Source organism: Rhizobium sp. 62_C5_N11_2 (assembly GCF_051811185.1).
GTDB lineage: Bacteria > Pseudomonadota > Alphaproteobacteria > Rhizobiales > Rhizobiaceae > Rhizobium > Rhizobium leguminosarum.
This window is the reverse complement of sequence record NZ_JBPWPW010000001.1, coordinates 2,676,262-2,689,583: the sequence shown is the minus strand read 5'-3', so window position 1 is coordinate 2,689,583 and position 13,322 is coordinate 2,676,262. Positions and strand designations below refer to the sequence as shown.

Annotated in this window: 16 protein-coding genes and 1 riboswitch; of the genes, 9 read left to right on the top strand and 7 right to left on the bottom strand. The window is 62.9% G+C overall.

The genetic code is table 11. The features are described 5' to 3' along the window. Positions 1–25 precede the first annotated feature (25 nt). The gene (locus AB8B31_RS13575; protein WP_028732774.1) at positions 26–715 is read right to left on the bottom strand and encodes a VOC family protein; all 690 of its coding nucleotides are present in this window, start codon (positions 713–715) and stop codon (positions 26–28) included. Between the two features lie 174 nt (positions 716–889). After that, on the bottom strand, positions 890–1,324 hold the full coding sequence (locus AB8B31_RS13570) for a 6,7-dimethyl-8-ribityllumazine synthase (RefSeq protein WP_018242719.1): 435 nt from the start codon (positions 1,322–1,324) through the stop codon (positions 890–892). 78 nt (positions 1,325–1,402) lie between these two features. After that, a riboswitch (FMN riboswitch) is annotated at positions 1,403–1,545 on the bottom strand. A 243-nt stretch (positions 1,546–1,788) separates the two neighbouring features. On the opposite strand from AB8B31_RS13570, the gene AB8B31_RS13565 reads away from it, so the two are divergent. Together AB8B31_RS13565 and AB8B31_RS13560 are read left to right on the top strand one after the other, a co-directional pair. Continuing rightward, a complete protein-coding gene (locus AB8B31_RS13565; protein ID WP_130652706.1) occupies positions 1,789–2,235 on the top strand; it encodes an SRPBCC family protein in 447 nt (148 codons plus the stop codon). Positions 2,236–2,468: 233 nt separating this feature from the next. Then, positions 2,469–2,780 (top strand): GCG_CRPN prefix-to-repeats domain-containing protein, encoded by a 312-nt coding sequence (locus AB8B31_RS13560; RefSeq protein ID WP_028732772.1) that lies wholly within the window; start codon positions 2,469–2,471, stop codon positions 2,778–2,780. A gap of 114 nt (positions 2,781–2,894) precedes the next feature. Here the strand turns inward: AB8B31_RS13560 and AB8B31_RS13555 are convergent, their stop codons facing one another. Beyond that, the gene (locus AB8B31_RS13555) at positions 2,895–3,119 is read right to left on the bottom strand and encodes a hypothetical protein (protein ID WP_018446333.1); all 225 of its coding nucleotides are present in this window, start codon (positions 3,117–3,119) and stop codon (positions 2,895–2,897) included. A gap of 203 nt (positions 3,120–3,322) precedes the next feature. Here AB8B31_RS13555 and AB8B31_RS13550 point away from each other — a divergent pair, with 203 nt between their 5' ends. From AB8B31_RS13550 to AB8B31_RS13540, 3 genes are all read left to right on the top strand, one after another. Then, positions 3,323–4,441, top strand: coding sequence for an adenylate/guanylate cyclase domain-containing protein (locus AB8B31_RS13550; protein ID WP_130652705.1), 1,119 nt, complete (start codon positions 3,323–3,325; stop codon positions 4,439–4,441). Between the two features lie 73 nt (positions 4,442–4,514). Beyond that, a complete protein-coding gene (locus AB8B31_RS13545) occupies positions 4,515–5,159 on the top strand; it encodes a winged helix-turn-helix domain-containing protein (protein WP_130652704.1) in 645 nt (214 codons plus the stop codon). Next, positions 5,156–6,400, top strand: a complete 1,245-nt coding sequence (locus AB8B31_RS13540; RefSeq protein ID WP_131703011.1) for an MFS transporter — start codon at positions 5,156–5,158, stop codon at positions 6,398–6,400. Before AB8B31_RS13545 ends, AB8B31_RS13540 begins: the two co-directional genes overlap by 4 nt. Here AB8B31_RS13540 and AB8B31_RS13535 read toward each other — a convergent pair. Then, positions 6,387–7,319 carry a LysR family transcriptional regulator gene (locus AB8B31_RS13535; RefSeq protein ID WP_130652702.1) on the bottom strand — a complete coding sequence of 311 codons (933 nt, stop codon included), beginning with the start codon at positions 7,317–7,319 and terminating at the stop codon, positions 6,387–6,389. The genes AB8B31_RS13540 and AB8B31_RS13535 overlap by 14 nt on opposite strands. Positions 7,320–7,493: 174 nt before the next feature. Then, entirely contained in the window at positions 7,494–8,417 is a 924-nt protein-coding gene (locus tag AB8B31_RS13530) for a phytanoyl-CoA dioxygenase family protein (RefSeq protein ID WP_130652701.1), read from the bottom strand. A 97-nt stretch (positions 8,418–8,514) separates the two neighbouring features. On the opposite strand from AB8B31_RS13530, the gene AB8B31_RS13525 reads away from it, so the two are divergent. Then, on the top strand, positions 8,515–9,339 hold the full coding sequence (locus AB8B31_RS13525) for a helix-turn-helix transcriptional regulator (RefSeq protein ID WP_130652700.1): 825 nt from the start codon (positions 8,515–8,517) through the stop codon (positions 9,337–9,339). A 25-nt stretch (positions 9,340–9,364) separates the two neighbouring features. On the opposite strand, the gene AB8B31_RS13520 is transcribed toward AB8B31_RS13525, so the two are convergent. Then, positions 9,365–10,387 carry an LLM class flavin-dependent oxidoreductase gene (locus AB8B31_RS13520; RefSeq protein ID WP_130652699.1) on the bottom strand — a complete coding sequence of 341 codons (1,023 nt, stop codon included), beginning with the start codon at positions 10,385–10,387 and terminating at the stop codon, positions 9,365–9,367. Positions 10,388–10,431: 44 nt separating this feature from the next. On the opposite strand from AB8B31_RS13520, the gene AB8B31_RS13515 reads away from it, so the two are divergent. The 3 genes from AB8B31_RS13515 (at position 10,432) to AB8B31_RS13505 (ending at position 12,849) form a co-directional block, all read left to right on the top strand. Next, a complete protein-coding gene (locus AB8B31_RS13515; RefSeq protein ID WP_376775522.1) occupies positions 10,432–10,749 on the top strand; it encodes an inositol monophosphatase family protein in 318 nt (105 codons plus the stop codon). A gap of 309 nt (positions 10,750–11,058) precedes the next feature. After that, entirely contained in the window at positions 11,059–12,012 is a 954-nt protein-coding gene (locus AB8B31_RS13510; protein WP_130652698.1) for an ADP-ribosylglycohydrolase family protein, read from the top strand. A 189-nt stretch (positions 12,013–12,201) separates the two neighbouring features. Beyond that, a complete protein-coding gene (locus AB8B31_RS13505) occupies positions 12,202–12,849 on the top strand; it encodes a metallophosphoesterase family protein (RefSeq protein WP_112903946.1) in 648 nt (215 codons plus the stop codon). A 108-nt stretch (positions 12,850–12,957) separates the two neighbouring features. Here the strand turns inward: AB8B31_RS13505 and AB8B31_RS13500 are convergent, their stop codons facing one another. After that, entirely contained in the window at positions 12,958–13,320 is a 363-nt protein-coding gene (locus AB8B31_RS13500; RefSeq protein ID WP_130652697.1) for a hypothetical protein, read from the bottom strand. Positions 13,321–13,322: the final 2 nt, after the last annotated feature.

Sequence of the window (13,322 nt, the reverse complement as noted above, 5' to 3'; positions counted from 1 at the left end):
TCTCAGAGGATGTTGCCGCCTTTGCCTACAAGGGAAGCTGCTTGCCGGCCTGTTCGCTGACCATGTATTCGGCGTACCAGTCCGGCCAGCCTTCGTCGTGCTTGCCGCCGTTTCGCTTCTCGTGTTCACCATGGGCAGTTGCCGCACGGCGGAGTGCTGACGCAAGCTCGGTCGACGTCGTGAATTTCGTCTCGTCGGCGTCGATGCGCCCCGGCAGCCGCGTGGTGACTTCCTGGAACAGCCAGCCGTTGCCGTCGGGATCCTTGAATGAGGCGAAGGAGCGATAGCTGCGATGATCGGGATCGCGGCCGGCGATCCGCAGGCGGCCGAACAGATAGGGTTCGTCCTTGCCGGCATAGACGCCGGCAGCGTCATGGAACACTTCGCTGACCTCGATGCCGCGGGCGATGAGATCGCGGCGAGCGGCCTCGATGTCGGAGACGATCAGGTAGAGCCCCTGGGCGGAACCGGGGGCCGCGGCGGTGACGTTCTTGCCGAAGATGATCGCGCAGCCGGAGCCGGGCGGGGTAAACTGGATTACACGGAAATCGGCATCATTGGCGAAGTCGGCGTCGAGCCGCCAGCCCAGGCCGTCGTAAAAGCGTTTGGCGCGATCGACGTCGGAAACGGGGATGACGACCACCTCGAGCTTGGTGTCGACGGGCTGTGTTCTCGGGGTCTCAATGGGGGTTTCACTGCGCATTGCATTGCTCATCTTCAGCTCCTTGGGGTTTTGGATGCGTTAAGAATGGCGATACATGTCAGTGGCCAGTGGACCACAGTGCGGTGAGGCCGTCGAATCAATTATTCTGTCTGGTTTGGCCGTGTAGCGGAGTTGTATCGAAGCGGCGGGACTGTTCCCGCCGTCTTCTGTTCGTCGAACCGCTGACTACGCGGCAAGAGCGGCGCGGGTTTTGCCGATCGTCAGAGCTGCCTTTGCCGCTTCACGGCCTTTCTCGACGAAGTGCGCGCGGTAGATCTGCTTGTGATGCTCGGTTTCCTGATACTGGTGCGGCGTCAACGACACCGACAGCACCGGCACGCCCGTATCCATGCCGGCGCGCATCAGCCCATCGACGACGGCCTGGGCGACAAATTCGTGGCGGTAGATTCCGCCGTCGACGACGAAGGCGGCGGCAATGACGGCGCCGTAACGCCCGGTTGCCGCAAGATCGCGGGAAAGCAGCGGCATCTCGAATGCGCCGGGAACATCGAACACGTCGACCTGCTCGGGCGGAACGAGCTGGTAGAAGCCATCAAGGGCGCGGTCGACGATGTCGGCGTGCCAGCTGGCTTTGACGAAGGCGTAGCGGGTGGGTGTCACGGTAATCTCCTTTGGCGAACAGACACATCACCCAAGGCGATCACGAACGTCCCCGACAGCCGCAAGGGCGGCAGGAACGCACGTTCTCTTTCATCCGGACTATGACCGTCGGCTCAGGCATCTCACCTGATCTGCTGACCCTTCCTGAGAAGGCGCTCGCGGGCTCGCAATCAAAATTGCATACCGCCGGTAGGGACTTTCACCCCGCCCTGAGAACGGCACGAACAATAGGGGGAAGGCGGCGGGCTGGCAATAGGTCGAAATGCTTTCGCGGCCGGAGCTGGATCAGAGCTCCCCAAGCGGCGATTTCGCTCGTTCGTCGATGGCGACCGGCAATCCCTCTTGCGGAGGAGGGGCATGCGCCTACATGCTCTCTGTGAGGACATCTAGGTCAGAAATACCACGACAAGACAGGACGCGCTGTCTCCGCCTGGGCGGGGCCGTGACAACCATGGGAGAGAGTGATGCCAGAATTTTTCGTCGTTCACCGCGAGGCGCATATCGCGGCGCCGCCGGCCGCGGTGTTTGCGCTGATGACCGATCCGGAGAAGATCCTGCGCTGGATGGGAACGGAAGCGCAGGTCGAGCCGCAGCCCGGCGGACTCTATCTCGTCAACGTCACCGGCGCCCGCTTTGCGCGCGGCTCGTTTCGTGAAGTGGTGCCGGTTCATCGCCTTGCCTACAGCTTCGGCTGGGACGGCAGCGAGGTGGTGCCGCCGGGGTCGAGCCTGGTCGAGATCGATCTGATCGAGCAGGGGGGCGGAACGCTGTTGCGGCTCACCCATAGCGGCCTGCCCAGCGCCGATCAATGCGCCGGCCATGCGGAAGGCTGGGCGCATTACCTCGGGCGGCTGACCGAAGTCGCCGCCGGGCGTAGTCCAGGTCCCGACCCATTTTACGGCAGGACGTAGCCCAGCGTTTCCACCTTCGACATCGCGCGCTGCCAGAACAGGATGATTTTAGGCTGGATCGGCCCAAAGTCTGAATCCTGTTCTAAATTAAAGAGTTAGAGCATAAGGTCGTCCGAAAACCGCTCACACTTTTCGGCATCATGCTCCAGCGCCAAACATGAACGCGCAGTTCATCTCCAGTTCAATTTAGCGGCCATAAAGTGGGGACGGCTGGATTGAAAATGGAGTTCTCGATGAAAGCGCTTTCTATCGCGGCCGCCTTGCTCGTTGGCGGCCTCTCGATCGGCACAGCTGAGGCGACGCCGATGGGGACAATCAATGTCCAGAGCAATGTCACAAAGGTCGACTACGCCTGCGGTCGCGGCTGGCATCTGACGCGCTGGGGCGAATGCCGGCGAAACTGGAGACGCCCGCCGCCGGTAGCTTTCTACGGTGGTCCGCCCCGCTGGGGCTGGGAGCGGCGTCACCGGGATTGGGATGATGGCCCGCGCTGGCGCCATGAGAGGCGCTGGGATCGCGACCGGCGTTGGCGGGATGACGACTAAAGGTCTCGCTTAGATGTAATGGATGAAGGCCGGAGCGATTTTCGCCCGGCCTTTTCTAATGAAACAGCTTCGCCGACGCTGACAGCCAGCGTTCTCCCGATTTGCCCGAGAGGGTCAGATCCTGCCGACGAGCCAGTGCTTGTCGTCGATCAATTCCTCGAGCTCGATGGGATCCTTGACGCCGAATTCGAACCATTCGACGAGTTCTTTCGCCTTGCGGCTGCTCTCCTCCGCCGTCAGCTCGACCTGATACCTTTCGCACCATCGCCGAAGGATCGACGTCAGCAGCGTCATGTCATTCCCATCCAGCGGATCTTTCGGCCAGAATATCGTGCCCATCGTACCCCTCAATCACACGATGACGAACGGCCCTATAATGGAATCAAAGTCGCGCAAGTTTAAAGTGTTTATTTTTTGTTTTCCACCGTGGCGAATGGCTTTCGACAGGGAGCGGACGTCCTTTTTCGAACCCGGGGATGACCGCAAGCGGTCACTCCGGGGATGTCCTTGCGGCCGCCCCGGTGAGCGTGCGATGTTAAGCCATGGATCTGCCGTCCCCCCTTGCCTGGCTGATTGACGAGGCCGGCGCCTCGCCTGGTCCCGAACGGTTTCTGGCCGAACTCGGGCGCCGGCTGCTGGCCGATGGCCTGCCGCTTTCCGGTGGCGCGCTGACGCTTTCGGTGCCGCATCCGATCATCGCGCGGCGCACCTGGCTGTGGCGGGCCGAGACCGGTGCTGTCATCGAGGCGTTGGCCTTCGCCGCGGCTCCGCAGAGTGAGGCCGGGCGCGAGTGGCTGGCCGGGTTGGGACCGGTATGGGAGGATAGGATCGGGCCTGTACAGGACAATCAGATATCTGACAGACCGGTGCTCGGCTGGGCGGGTATCGCCAATGGGGCGGGGGCCGGTGCATTCGGCCCGGCTGAGGCTGGCCTGCTGCACGAGGTCGCGCGTTTTGCTGGAGCGCCGCTCGCCGCCTTGGCGGCGCGGGAGGCGAAGGCCGCGCTGCTTGAAGCCTATCTCGGCCGCCGCAGCGCCGCCCGGGTGCAGGCCGGCGCCCTTGCCCGCGGCACCGGCGAGACCATCCGCGCAGCCCTTCTCTGCGCCGATCTGCGCGACTTCACCGCGCTCTCCGAAGTGACCGAGCCTCACGTGATGATCACCGCACTGGATGCCTGGTTCGACCGCGTCGCCGGCGCCGTGCATGCCTTCGGGGGCGAGGTGCTGAAGTTCATCGGCGACGGCGTGCTGGCGATCTTTCCGGTCACGGCTACGTCGAGCGAGGGCGACGCCGCTCGAGGGGATTGCGAGGCCTGCGAGGCAGCACTGCGCGCGGTCGCCGCCAGCCGCGCCGGCATGGCCCATCTCGATCAGGTGCGCCAGGCGCAGGGGCTGGCGCTGCTGCCCTTCGGCGCAGCATTGCATTTTGGCGAGATCCTGTGGGGCAATATTGGTGCTGCCGACCGGTTGGACTTTACGGCCATCGGCCCCGCCGTCAATCTGGTCAGCCGGCTGGAAGGGCTGTGTAAGCCGCTCGGCCGAAGCGTGCTGATCTCGGGCGCGGTTGCGGCGAATACGGCGACGGCACTGATGCCGCTCGGAGAGCACACCTTGCGTGGCATCGCCGACCCTTGCGCGGTCTTCACCCTGCCTGAGGATTGAGCTGCGGACAGGGCAGTTGCATTTATGCAAAGAAAGCTTTGCAAAGATATCTTTGCAATAGTAGGCTTCCGGCATGAAAAATCCGCGCCCGCAGCCTGCTCAATCCGTCACCGCACCCCGCACCCTCAGCCGTGTCGTGCCCGATCCAACCGCGCTGAAGGCGCTGACGCATCCTGTCCGGCTGCGCATGCTCGGCATGCTCAGGCTCGATGGCCCCGCCACCGCGACGCAGCTTGCGGCGCGGCTCGGGCTGAATAGCGGCGCGACCAGCTATCACCTGCGTCAGCTCGCCCAGTACGGATTCATCGAGGAAGCGCCGCATGCTTCGCGGCGCGACCGCTGGTGGCGCGCCAGGCACGAGCTCACCTCGGTGCCGGCAAGCGAGGTTGAGGGCGAAGGGCTGGATCTCGATCTCGCCTTCAACCAGGCGATACTCTCTCTGCAGGTCGGCCATATGCAACAGGCGCTGGAGGAATATGCCGAGCTGCCGGCGGAATGGCGCAAGGCGAGTACAGCCAGCGACATCATCATCCCGATGACGGCGGAACAGGCCGAAGCCCTGACCAGGCGGCTGACCGATATCATTCTCGAAGCGATGCGGGTGGCTCCGCCTTTGGGAGAGCGGGCACCCCCGGATATGGTTCCTTTCTCGATCATGCTGCACGCCTTTCCCTATCCGGGCCGGCTCCCGCATCGCGAGGGGGATGATGGGTCATGAAGAAGGGTGGGCCATTCCTGGCGCTTGCCGCGGCCGAGACGCTTTCGCTTTCCGGCACGCGGCTGTCGACCATCGCTATTCCCTGGCTGGTGCTGAGCACGACGGGCAGCCCCGTTTTAACCGGGCTGACGGCGATGATGGAGATGCTGCCCTATGTCGCCGCCAAGGCGCTCAGTGGGCCGCTGATCGACCGCGTCGGCCCGAAGCGCATCGCTGTCGTCTGCGACATCGCTTCGGTGGCCGTGGTGATGCTGGTGCCGATGCTCGACTGGTTCGGCCTGCTTGGTATGCCGCTGCTGCTGCCTGTTGTCTTTGCCATGGGCATGCTGCGCGGCCCTTCCGATGCCGCCAAGCAGGCGATGGTTCCTGATATCGCCGCGCTGGCGGCCATGCCGCTCGAACGGGTGACCGGCGTCGTCGGCGCCATCGAGCGGCTGGCCTCAACGGCGGGTGCTGCGGGTGCCGGAGCGCTGATCGGCTTGATCGGCCCGGGCCAGGCGCTCGTCGTCAATGCCACTACCTTCGCTGCCGCGGCGCTGATCGTTGGAGTGGGCATCCCCCGGCTCAGGAGTATGTCTGAGCTACGCGACGCGCCCGAGGCCCGGCCGGGCGGGATGTCGTCCTATCTCGGCGATCTCAGGGAAGGCTGGCGCTTTCTGCGCGGCGACGCGGTGCTCGTCAGCATTGTCATCATGGTGGCGACCACCAACCTGCTGGACCAGGCCTATCACGCGGTGCTGCTGCCCGTCTGGACCCAGAGCTCAGGCCATGGCCCAGAATTGTTGGGGGCGATGTTTTCGGCCTTCACCGGCGCCTCGATCGCGGGTGCTGCGATTGCCGCTGCGATCGGCGAGCGGATACCGCGCCTGATGGTTTATACCGCGGCCTTCCTGCTGACCGGATTTCCGCGCTTTCTCGTTATTGCCCTGGATGCGCCGCTCTCCCTCATCTTCCTCACCCTGACAATCGCGGGATTTGCCTCGGGCTTCCTCAATCCGATCCTGTCGGCGGTGATCTTCGAGCGCATCCCCAAGCCGCTGACCGGCCGCGTCACCGCGATGAACGCCGCCCTCTGCTTCGCGCTCATCCCCTTCGGCGGCCTCGTCGGCGGCGCACTGATCAGCATGATCGGCCTTGCCGCGGCGCTCTCGCTCACTGGGCTCACCTATCTCGCCGCAACGCTCTTTCCCCTGGCGCTGAAGAGCTTCCGCGGCTTCGACAAGCCTATCACCCAGAGCTAGCGTCGCGGTTGCGTGCCTGGCCCAGGTGCCCAAGCTCCTCGACCATCAGATCGATGAAATGGCGGACACGCGGTTCCAGCAGGCGCTTGTCGGGATAGAGAGCGACGATCTTTGCGTCGTCAGTTTCGAGGCCGGGCAGGACCTGCCGGAGGCGCCCGGCGACGAGATCATCGGCGACGAGAAAATCGGGAAGGAGGGCAATCCCCAGTCCCGCCAGGGCGGCGTCGCGGATCGCCTCTGCGCTGTCGAGCCTCAGACGGCTGCGCCCTTGCGCTTTGACCCAGGGACCGCCTTCCCCGCGAAAGCGCCAGCCCTGCCTTTGATTGCGGCTGGCAAAGATCAGGCAGTCGTGGGCCGTGATATCGTCGATATCGCCCGGCTCCCCGCGCTCTGCGAGGTAAGACGGCGAGGCGCAGAGCCGCGCCTTGTATCTGGCGACCGGCCGCGCGATCAGGCCGGTGTCCGTCGCCGTCGCGCCGATCCGGATTGCCAGATCGAAGCCGTCCTCGACGATGTCGGCCGGGCGATCGGTGAAGCTCACTTCGACCTGGATGTCGGGCCAGGCCCGAAGATATTTTTTAAGCAGGGGCAGCATGACGAGCCGCCCGAAGGCATCGGGAACCGTGAGCCTGAGAACGCCTCGCGGCGTGCTGTTCTGCCCTGCCACGCTCGCCTCCGCCTCGTCGACCGATTCAAGGATCTGCAGCCCGCGCTCGTAGAACATCCGGCCTTCGTCGGTCAGGCTCAGCGTCCTCGTCGTGCGGTTGAGCAGACGCGCGCCGAGCCGGTCTTCCAGTCGGATGACTGCCTTGCCAGCCGCCGAACGGGACAAGCCCATAGCCTGGCCGCCGGCGATAAAGCTCCCCGCATCGACGACGGCCATGAAGATCAGGATATCGTTCAGGTTCGTACGCGGCATGAGGCAACTCGAGCGGTTCGGCTACATCAATAAGTCGGGCAGTCATGGGATCGTTCAAGGCCCGGACCATCAACGCCCATCGCGGCAGTAAGGTCCCCACGCTTCGATTCTATGTAGACGTCCCTTCGCCAATCAACCGGATAGCAGGTCAAAGATGGGCACTGGAAAGCCGGGCTACAGCATGTCGCCGAGGCTCCAGTGGTTGTTCCATCGGACGTCGATCTCGTCGTCGACATTCTGATATCTTATGTCGGTGGAAAGGCGCAGCCGCCGGCTGCGGTCCTGATTGATGGTCGAGGCGTGGATCATGTAGGGCGAGTGGAGCACCACGTCACCCGCCTCATAATCGGCCGCGAGCCAGCGGGTGTCGAAGCGCTTCGCCATATCCGGGAGATCCTTCGAGACCCAGCCGCCTTCCGCCATGTGACTGTTATAGGCGCTGATCCGCTCTTCCGGAGAAAGATCGCCACTCGTGGCCCGGAACTCGGCTTCCATCTTGACACCCAACGCGTGCGAGCCTTCGAGGTAAACCAGGCCGCCCATCTCGGTGGGGATGTCGCCGATTGGAATCCAGGCCGTCACCAGGCGGCTGGTGCCGCCGCGGAGATAGACGAGATCATAGTGGGCGGGCGTGGCCGTCGGCGATCCCGGCTGGATGAAACGCATGAGCTTGCGCTTATGCAGATAGGAAATGCCCTGCAGGAAATCGTCCATGAAGCGGGCGAGTGGCGGTTGCGCACAAAAGCCTTCATAGGCGGCTGAGCGAACGAGCGACATCAGGCGCCGGTCCGCCAGGCTCCTGTCGAAGCCACCGGCAGACGCAATGCCAAGGGAAAAATCGCTGCCGGGTTCGACCAGTCCGGTTTCGGCGAGATGTTCGAAGACCCAGCGGCGGAAGTCGATCACGCCAGCCTTCGGCAGAAGGCCTTTCAGCCAGACATAGCCATCGTCCTGGTAGCGGCGGCGGATGGCGTCGACGCCGATGGCGGGATCGGTCGGCGTGAGCCAGCCCGTTCGCTCCGCAGGCAAGGTCTTGCCATGGGCGGCAAGGGAAAATTCCGGCTTTCGGACCTGCATGACCTCCGCAGCAATTGACATTTCACTCCTCCGTCGCTTCAGTTGGTTTGTCATCAATTACCTGATCTGGCACGCCAACCGACATAGAGGAAATTCATACCTGGACTTTTCGCTCATCATGAGAAACGCCGAAGCCATCTATAGAACGCCGCTTGCCGCTGCCGGCGGACTTGCTGTCACCGGCGGCGGCAGGCAGCAGGCCCGCCGCGCGGTGACTGAGCGGAAACTCCCGAGTTTCGCCGTCGTCCTGGTAGAGCGCGGGCAGGGCTGGCTGGAAACCGCCGCCAGCGGCCGGCTGGGCCTGACCGGACCTGCACTGTTTTGGCTGTTTCCCAACCGGGTGCATTCCTATGGCCCCGACGAAGGCGGCTGGGACGAGCGCTGGGCGCTTTTCGAAGGATCTTTCATGCGGGACTTCGTGAGGCTGAGGATTATCTCCGAGCGACATCCCGTCGTGGCTTTGCATCATCTCGATGAGGTGGTCCGGCTGTTCGGCAAGCTTCATGCCGATCTGCTTGACGATACCAATCTCGGGCAGGCATCGGCGGCATTGATGCTGCATCATATCGTCATATCAGCCGCCAGACAGGCAAGCGGCGCGGCCGATCGACGCCAGGAAAGGCGCGACATGGCCGACATCGTGGAAACGCTACGGCGGCGGGCGATGCAACCGTTGGACCTCGCAGCCTTTGCTGCCGAGCACGGCATGTCGCCGGCCACGCTGCGCCGGCGGCTCACGCTCGAAACCGGATTGCCTCCCAAGGCATTTCAGCTTCGGGCGCGCATGGACCATGCCAAACAGCTATTGGCAACCACCGACGAAAAGATCGAAACGGTGGCCGCCATGATCGGCCTGGATGATCCGTTTTATTTTTCGCGTGTCTTTCACGAACGCGAAGGCTGCAGTCCTCGCGAATTTCGCGCGAGGTATCCGCGAGTTTGAGAGCCCGGCAGCTGTGGCCGGAGCGTCAGCGCCAACCCATCGCAGGCGCGACATGGGTCAGGATCGCTTCGATGACATGGGCGTTGTATTCGACGCCGAGCTGGTTGGGGACGGTGAGCAGCAGCGTGTCGGCCTCGGCGATCGCCTCGTCCTCGGCGAGCTGCCTGATCAGGGCATCGGGCTCGGCGGCATAGCTGCGACCGAAGATCGCCCGGGTCTTCTCGTCGATGAAGCCGATCTTGTCCTCACCGTCGTTGCCGTAGCCGAAATAGGCGCGGTCGCGATCGTCGACGAGCGCGAAGATGCTGCGGCTGACCGAGACGCGAGGCTGGCGCGTGTGGCCGGCTTCTTTCCAGGCCTCGCGGTATGCCCGGATCTGGTCGGCCTGCTGGACGTGGAAGGGCTCGCCCGTTTCGTCGTCCTTCAGCGTCGAGCTCTGCAGGTTCATACCGAGCTTGGCTGCCCAGACGGCGGTGGCATTGGAGCTGGCGCCCCACCAGATCCGTTCACGCAGGCCCTCGGAATGCGGCTCGAGGCGCAGCAGGCCAGGCGGGTTCGGAAACATTGGCCGCGGGTTCGGCTTGGCAAAACCTTCGCCGCGCAACACTTCGAGGAAGACTTCGGCATGGTGGCGGGCCATGTCGGCCTCGCTCTGGCCTTCGGGCGGGGCATAGCCGAAATGGCGCCAGCCATCGATCACCTGTTCGGGCGAACCGCGGCTGATGCCGAGCTGCAGACGGCCGCCGGCGATGAGGTCGGCCGCACCGGCATCTTCGGCCATGTAGAGCGGGTTTTCGTAGCGCATGTCGATGACGGCAGTGCCGATCTCGATGCGGCTGGTTCTCGCGCCGACGGCTGATAGCAGCGGGAAGGGTGCTGCCAGCTGTCGGGCGAAGTGGTGCACGCGGAAATACGCCCCGTCAGCCCCGAGCTCCTCGGCCGCGACGGCAAGGTCGATCGACTGCAGCAGCGCATCGCCGGCCGAGCGCGTCTGCGATTGAGGCGAGGGCGTCCAGTGTCCGAACGAGAGAAAACCAATCTTCTTCATGCCGATGCCGCACCTTGATCCGTTGTATCTGGGTTCGACCGGTCATCGCACAGTTTCGGCCCGGAAGACAATCGGAACCGAAAGGGGCCGAGCGCGTGCAGCGCTTTTCCCGCACGACCACATGGCGCTGCTCGGCCTATGAATACCGGGCGGTGGCGACGGGCGCGATGAGCTTTGCCCTGAACGCCGAGCTCAAACCCTGGGACCACGCCGCCGGCGTCCTGATCCACCTCGAAGCCAGCGGCTATAGTGCGCTCCTCTCCGGCGAAGCCTATCGGCCGGCGATGACCAAGGGCTGGCTGCTGTTGGCGCCGGATGCCGAAAGCTGGGAAGCGATCCGGCGGAGTTTTGCCGAGGGGTGATGGCGGTTAGCACGCTGGCGGAAAATCTAGCGAAGGCGCCCACTTGAAGCGGGAGGCGCAAGACGCTGCCCTTGACCCAACCCTCTTCCAGTACACGGGGCGAGGGGACGTGGCATGCGGGAGGTGGGCAGGGAACGGAGAAAGTGCAGGCAGGCGGATGAGGGCTTTTATTTTGTGCCGATGGCGGTCGCTCGAACATCGTAACGACTAGCGGAAACCTGAGCGTATTTGTATCGTCGCTTAGCGGGGTTGCGCCATTTGCATGACAGGGTGATCCCATCAAGGCGCTTACTACTCGCCAGAGGCTGCATGAAAATCATAGATAGTACAACGACGTCCCGTGCAATCGGTTGTATTCTCGGTCAACTGGCAGGAGATGCGCTTGGCTCGCTGGTGGAGTTTCAGACGCCCCAAGAAATACGCCAGAAATATCCCCGTGGCGTCCGCGAAATTCATGATGGCGGCGCATGGAACACCATTGCCGGTCAACCGACTGATGACTCCGAGATGGCGCTGGCTTTGGCCAGATCGATTGTCGCGGAAGGAGCATACATTCAAGACGCTGCCCGACGGGCCTATGAAGACTGGCTGGCATCCAAGCCTTTCGACATTGGCCGGACGGTATATAATGGAATTCGCTACGAGCCTGATCATCAAAGCCAAGCCAACGGTGCGCTCATGCGCGTGTCACCTCTCGGCATTTTTGGATCTCAGTTTCCAACCGAACGGGTCGGGTTCTGGGCGGAACAGGACGCCATCATCACACATCCGAACCTTGTGTGCCGGCAGATCAACAATCTCTTTGCTCGCGCGCTATCGTACACAATTGCCGAAGGCCCGACGCCTCGAGATGTTTATCAGACGATCAGAAAATGGTCCGATGAGCTTGGTGTCCATGACAGCATTCGTGATGCAATCGCCGCCGCCGAAAAGGAACCGCCAAAGGACTTCGTGAATCAGCAAGGCTGGGTCCTGATCGCGTTTCAGAATGCCATTTTTCAATTGCTGCATTCGAATTCCTTGGAGGACGGCGTAGTGAGCACCGTCTCAAATGGTGGTGATACTGATACGAACGCAGCGATTGCTGGAGCTCTGCTCGGTGCGATTCATGGGGAGTGCGCAATTCCCAGCCGATGGCGTGAATCGATACTTTCCTGCCGACCACACGAGGGAAACCCAAAGGTCGCGCATCCAAGGCCTGAACTATATTGGCCGGTTGATTGCATCGAGCTGGCCAGCCAGTTGTTGAAGAGGGCTGGTTAGCAATGCCGTACCCATCCGCAGATCGGCATCCTCGGCGGCCGATGCGCCGATCAATATGCGAACTCAAGCCAAAGGCGAGGCAATCGCCGTAAGTGCCGGGAAATGAGTCGGATTTTCTGTCGGCAGTATTGAGATCTGCCGCGGCGATCCGGACTTCACCTGACCCCCGACAGGCGCTAAAAATGAAACATGCGCTACACGTTCGCCATAGGTGATATCCACGGCTGTATCGATCCGCTGAACAGGATGATCGATCGGGTCGAGGCTTATGCGTCTGAAGGGACCGTCGTCTTCCTTGGCGACTATGTCGATCGCGGGCCTGACAGCAAAAGCGTCCTCGACCGGATCATCGCCGGTCCATCGGACCCGTGGCGATGGATCTGCCTGAAAGGCAATCATGAGGACCTGATGGTTGCTGCCTATGCCGATAGCGACAGCAGAGACGTCTGGATCGGAATCGGCATCGGCGGACTTGAAACCGAAATGTCCTATGGCGGCAGAGTTCTGCCCCAGCATCTGCAATGGGCGGCCGATCTTCCCTTCATGCACATTGATCGATATCGCATCTTCGTCCATGCGGGCGTCGATCCAGCATTTCCGCTGCAGCAGCAGAGCGAGCACGATCTTCTCTGGTTACGGTTCCCTCCCGGTGAGTCCAGCGACTATTGGGGCAAGCACCTGGTCCACGGCCATACACCGTCGCTGTCTAACCCGGTGACGACAGGAAACCGCACCAACATCGACAGCGGCTGCGTCTTCGGCGGCAAGCTTTCCTGTGCGGTCTTCGACGACGATGTTGCCGGCGGGCCGATCGACTTTATCGAGGTGAGGGCATGAACTTGGTCGCGCCGGTAGGAGGTAAAGCCGGACGCGGCTGAGTGGGAGTGCGGCTTGCTCCCTCTTCTCCCCGCTGGGAAGAAGAGATACCGGTGGCGTCGTGGAGCGTTATCGGGGGCTTGTGCCCCGCCAGCCAGCGGCGAGCCGCAGCCAGGGTGCCAAGTGGAAGCCGCTCATCAGCAGGTACATCGGCACCATTCCGCCGATCGGGAAGGCATCCGGCATTGTCGTGCAGATCATGTCGGCGCTGCCGGTCGTGGCTGTCAGCACCGCCATGATCGCGAATGTCGGAGCGGCTGCAAGCGACAGCCAATCGGCGGCGCGGCCGGTGATCCGGCTGCTTGGGCTAGCCATGCCACCGCTCGGTTTCCCAGCTGATCCATCCGCGGCGGCAGCCAGCGAGAGCCATTCGGCGGCGTTGAGAGCGACGTTGCCGTCGCCTCTGCTTGGAGTGTGGGCGGAGAACAGCATCG

What these genes read in the sequence shown, in the direction of transcription:
- AB8B31_RS13575 (WP_028732774.1), bottom strand. Translation starts at nt 715, where the DNA reads ATGAGCAATGCAATGCGCAGTGAAACCCCCATTGAGACCCCGAGAACA.
- AB8B31_RS13565 (WP_130652706.1), top strand. Translation starts at nt 1,789, where the DNA reads ATGCCAGAATTTTTCGTCGTTCACCGCGAGGCGCATATCGCGGCGCCG.
- AB8B31_RS13560 (WP_028732772.1), top strand. Translation starts at nt 2,469, where the DNA reads ATGAAAGCGCTTTCTATCGCGGCCGCCTTGCTCGTTGGCGGCCTCTCG.
- AB8B31_RS13555 (WP_018446333.1), bottom strand. Translation starts at nt 3,119, where the DNA reads ATGGGCACGATATTCTGGCCGAAAGATCCGCTGGATGGGAATGACATG.
- AB8B31_RS13550 (WP_130652705.1), top strand. Translation starts at nt 3,323, where the DNA reads ATGGATCTGCCGTCCCCCCTTGCCTGGCTGATTGACGAGGCCGGCGCC.
- AB8B31_RS13545 (WP_130652704.1), top strand. Translation starts at nt 4,515, where the DNA reads ATGAAAAATCCGCGCCCGCAGCCTGCTCAATCCGTCACCGCACCCCGC.
- AB8B31_RS13540 (WP_131703011.1), top strand. Translation starts at nt 5,156, where the DNA reads ATGAAGAAGGGTGGGCCATTCCTGGCGCTTGCCGCGGCCGAGACGCTT.
- AB8B31_RS13535 (WP_130652702.1), bottom strand. Translation starts at nt 7,319, where the DNA reads ATGCCGCGTACGAACCTGAACGATATCCTGATCTTCATGGCCGTCGTC.
- AB8B31_RS13530 (WP_130652701.1), bottom strand. Translation starts at nt 8,417, where the DNA reads ATGTCAATTGCTGCGGAGGTCATGCAGGTCCGAAAGCCGGAATTTTCC.
- AB8B31_RS13525 (WP_130652700.1), top strand. Translation starts at nt 8,515, where the DNA reads ATGAGAAACGCCGAAGCCATCTATAGAACGCCGCTTGCCGCTGCCGGC.
- AB8B31_RS13520 (WP_130652699.1), bottom strand. Translation starts at nt 10,387, where the DNA reads ATGAAGAAGATTGGTTTTCTCTCGTTCGGACACTGGACGCCCTCGCCT.
- AB8B31_RS13510 (WP_130652698.1), top strand. Translation starts at nt 11,059, where the DNA reads ATGAAAATCATAGATAGTACAACGACGTCCCGTGCAATCGGTTGTATT.
- AB8B31_RS13505 (WP_112903946.1), top strand. Translation starts at nt 12,202, where the DNA reads ATGCGCTACACGTTCGCCATAGGTGATATCCACGGCTGTATCGATCCG.
- AB8B31_RS13500 (WP_130652697.1), bottom strand. Translation starts at nt 13,320, where the DNA reads ATGCTGTTCTCCGCCCACACTCCAAGCAGAGGCGACGGCAACGTCGCT.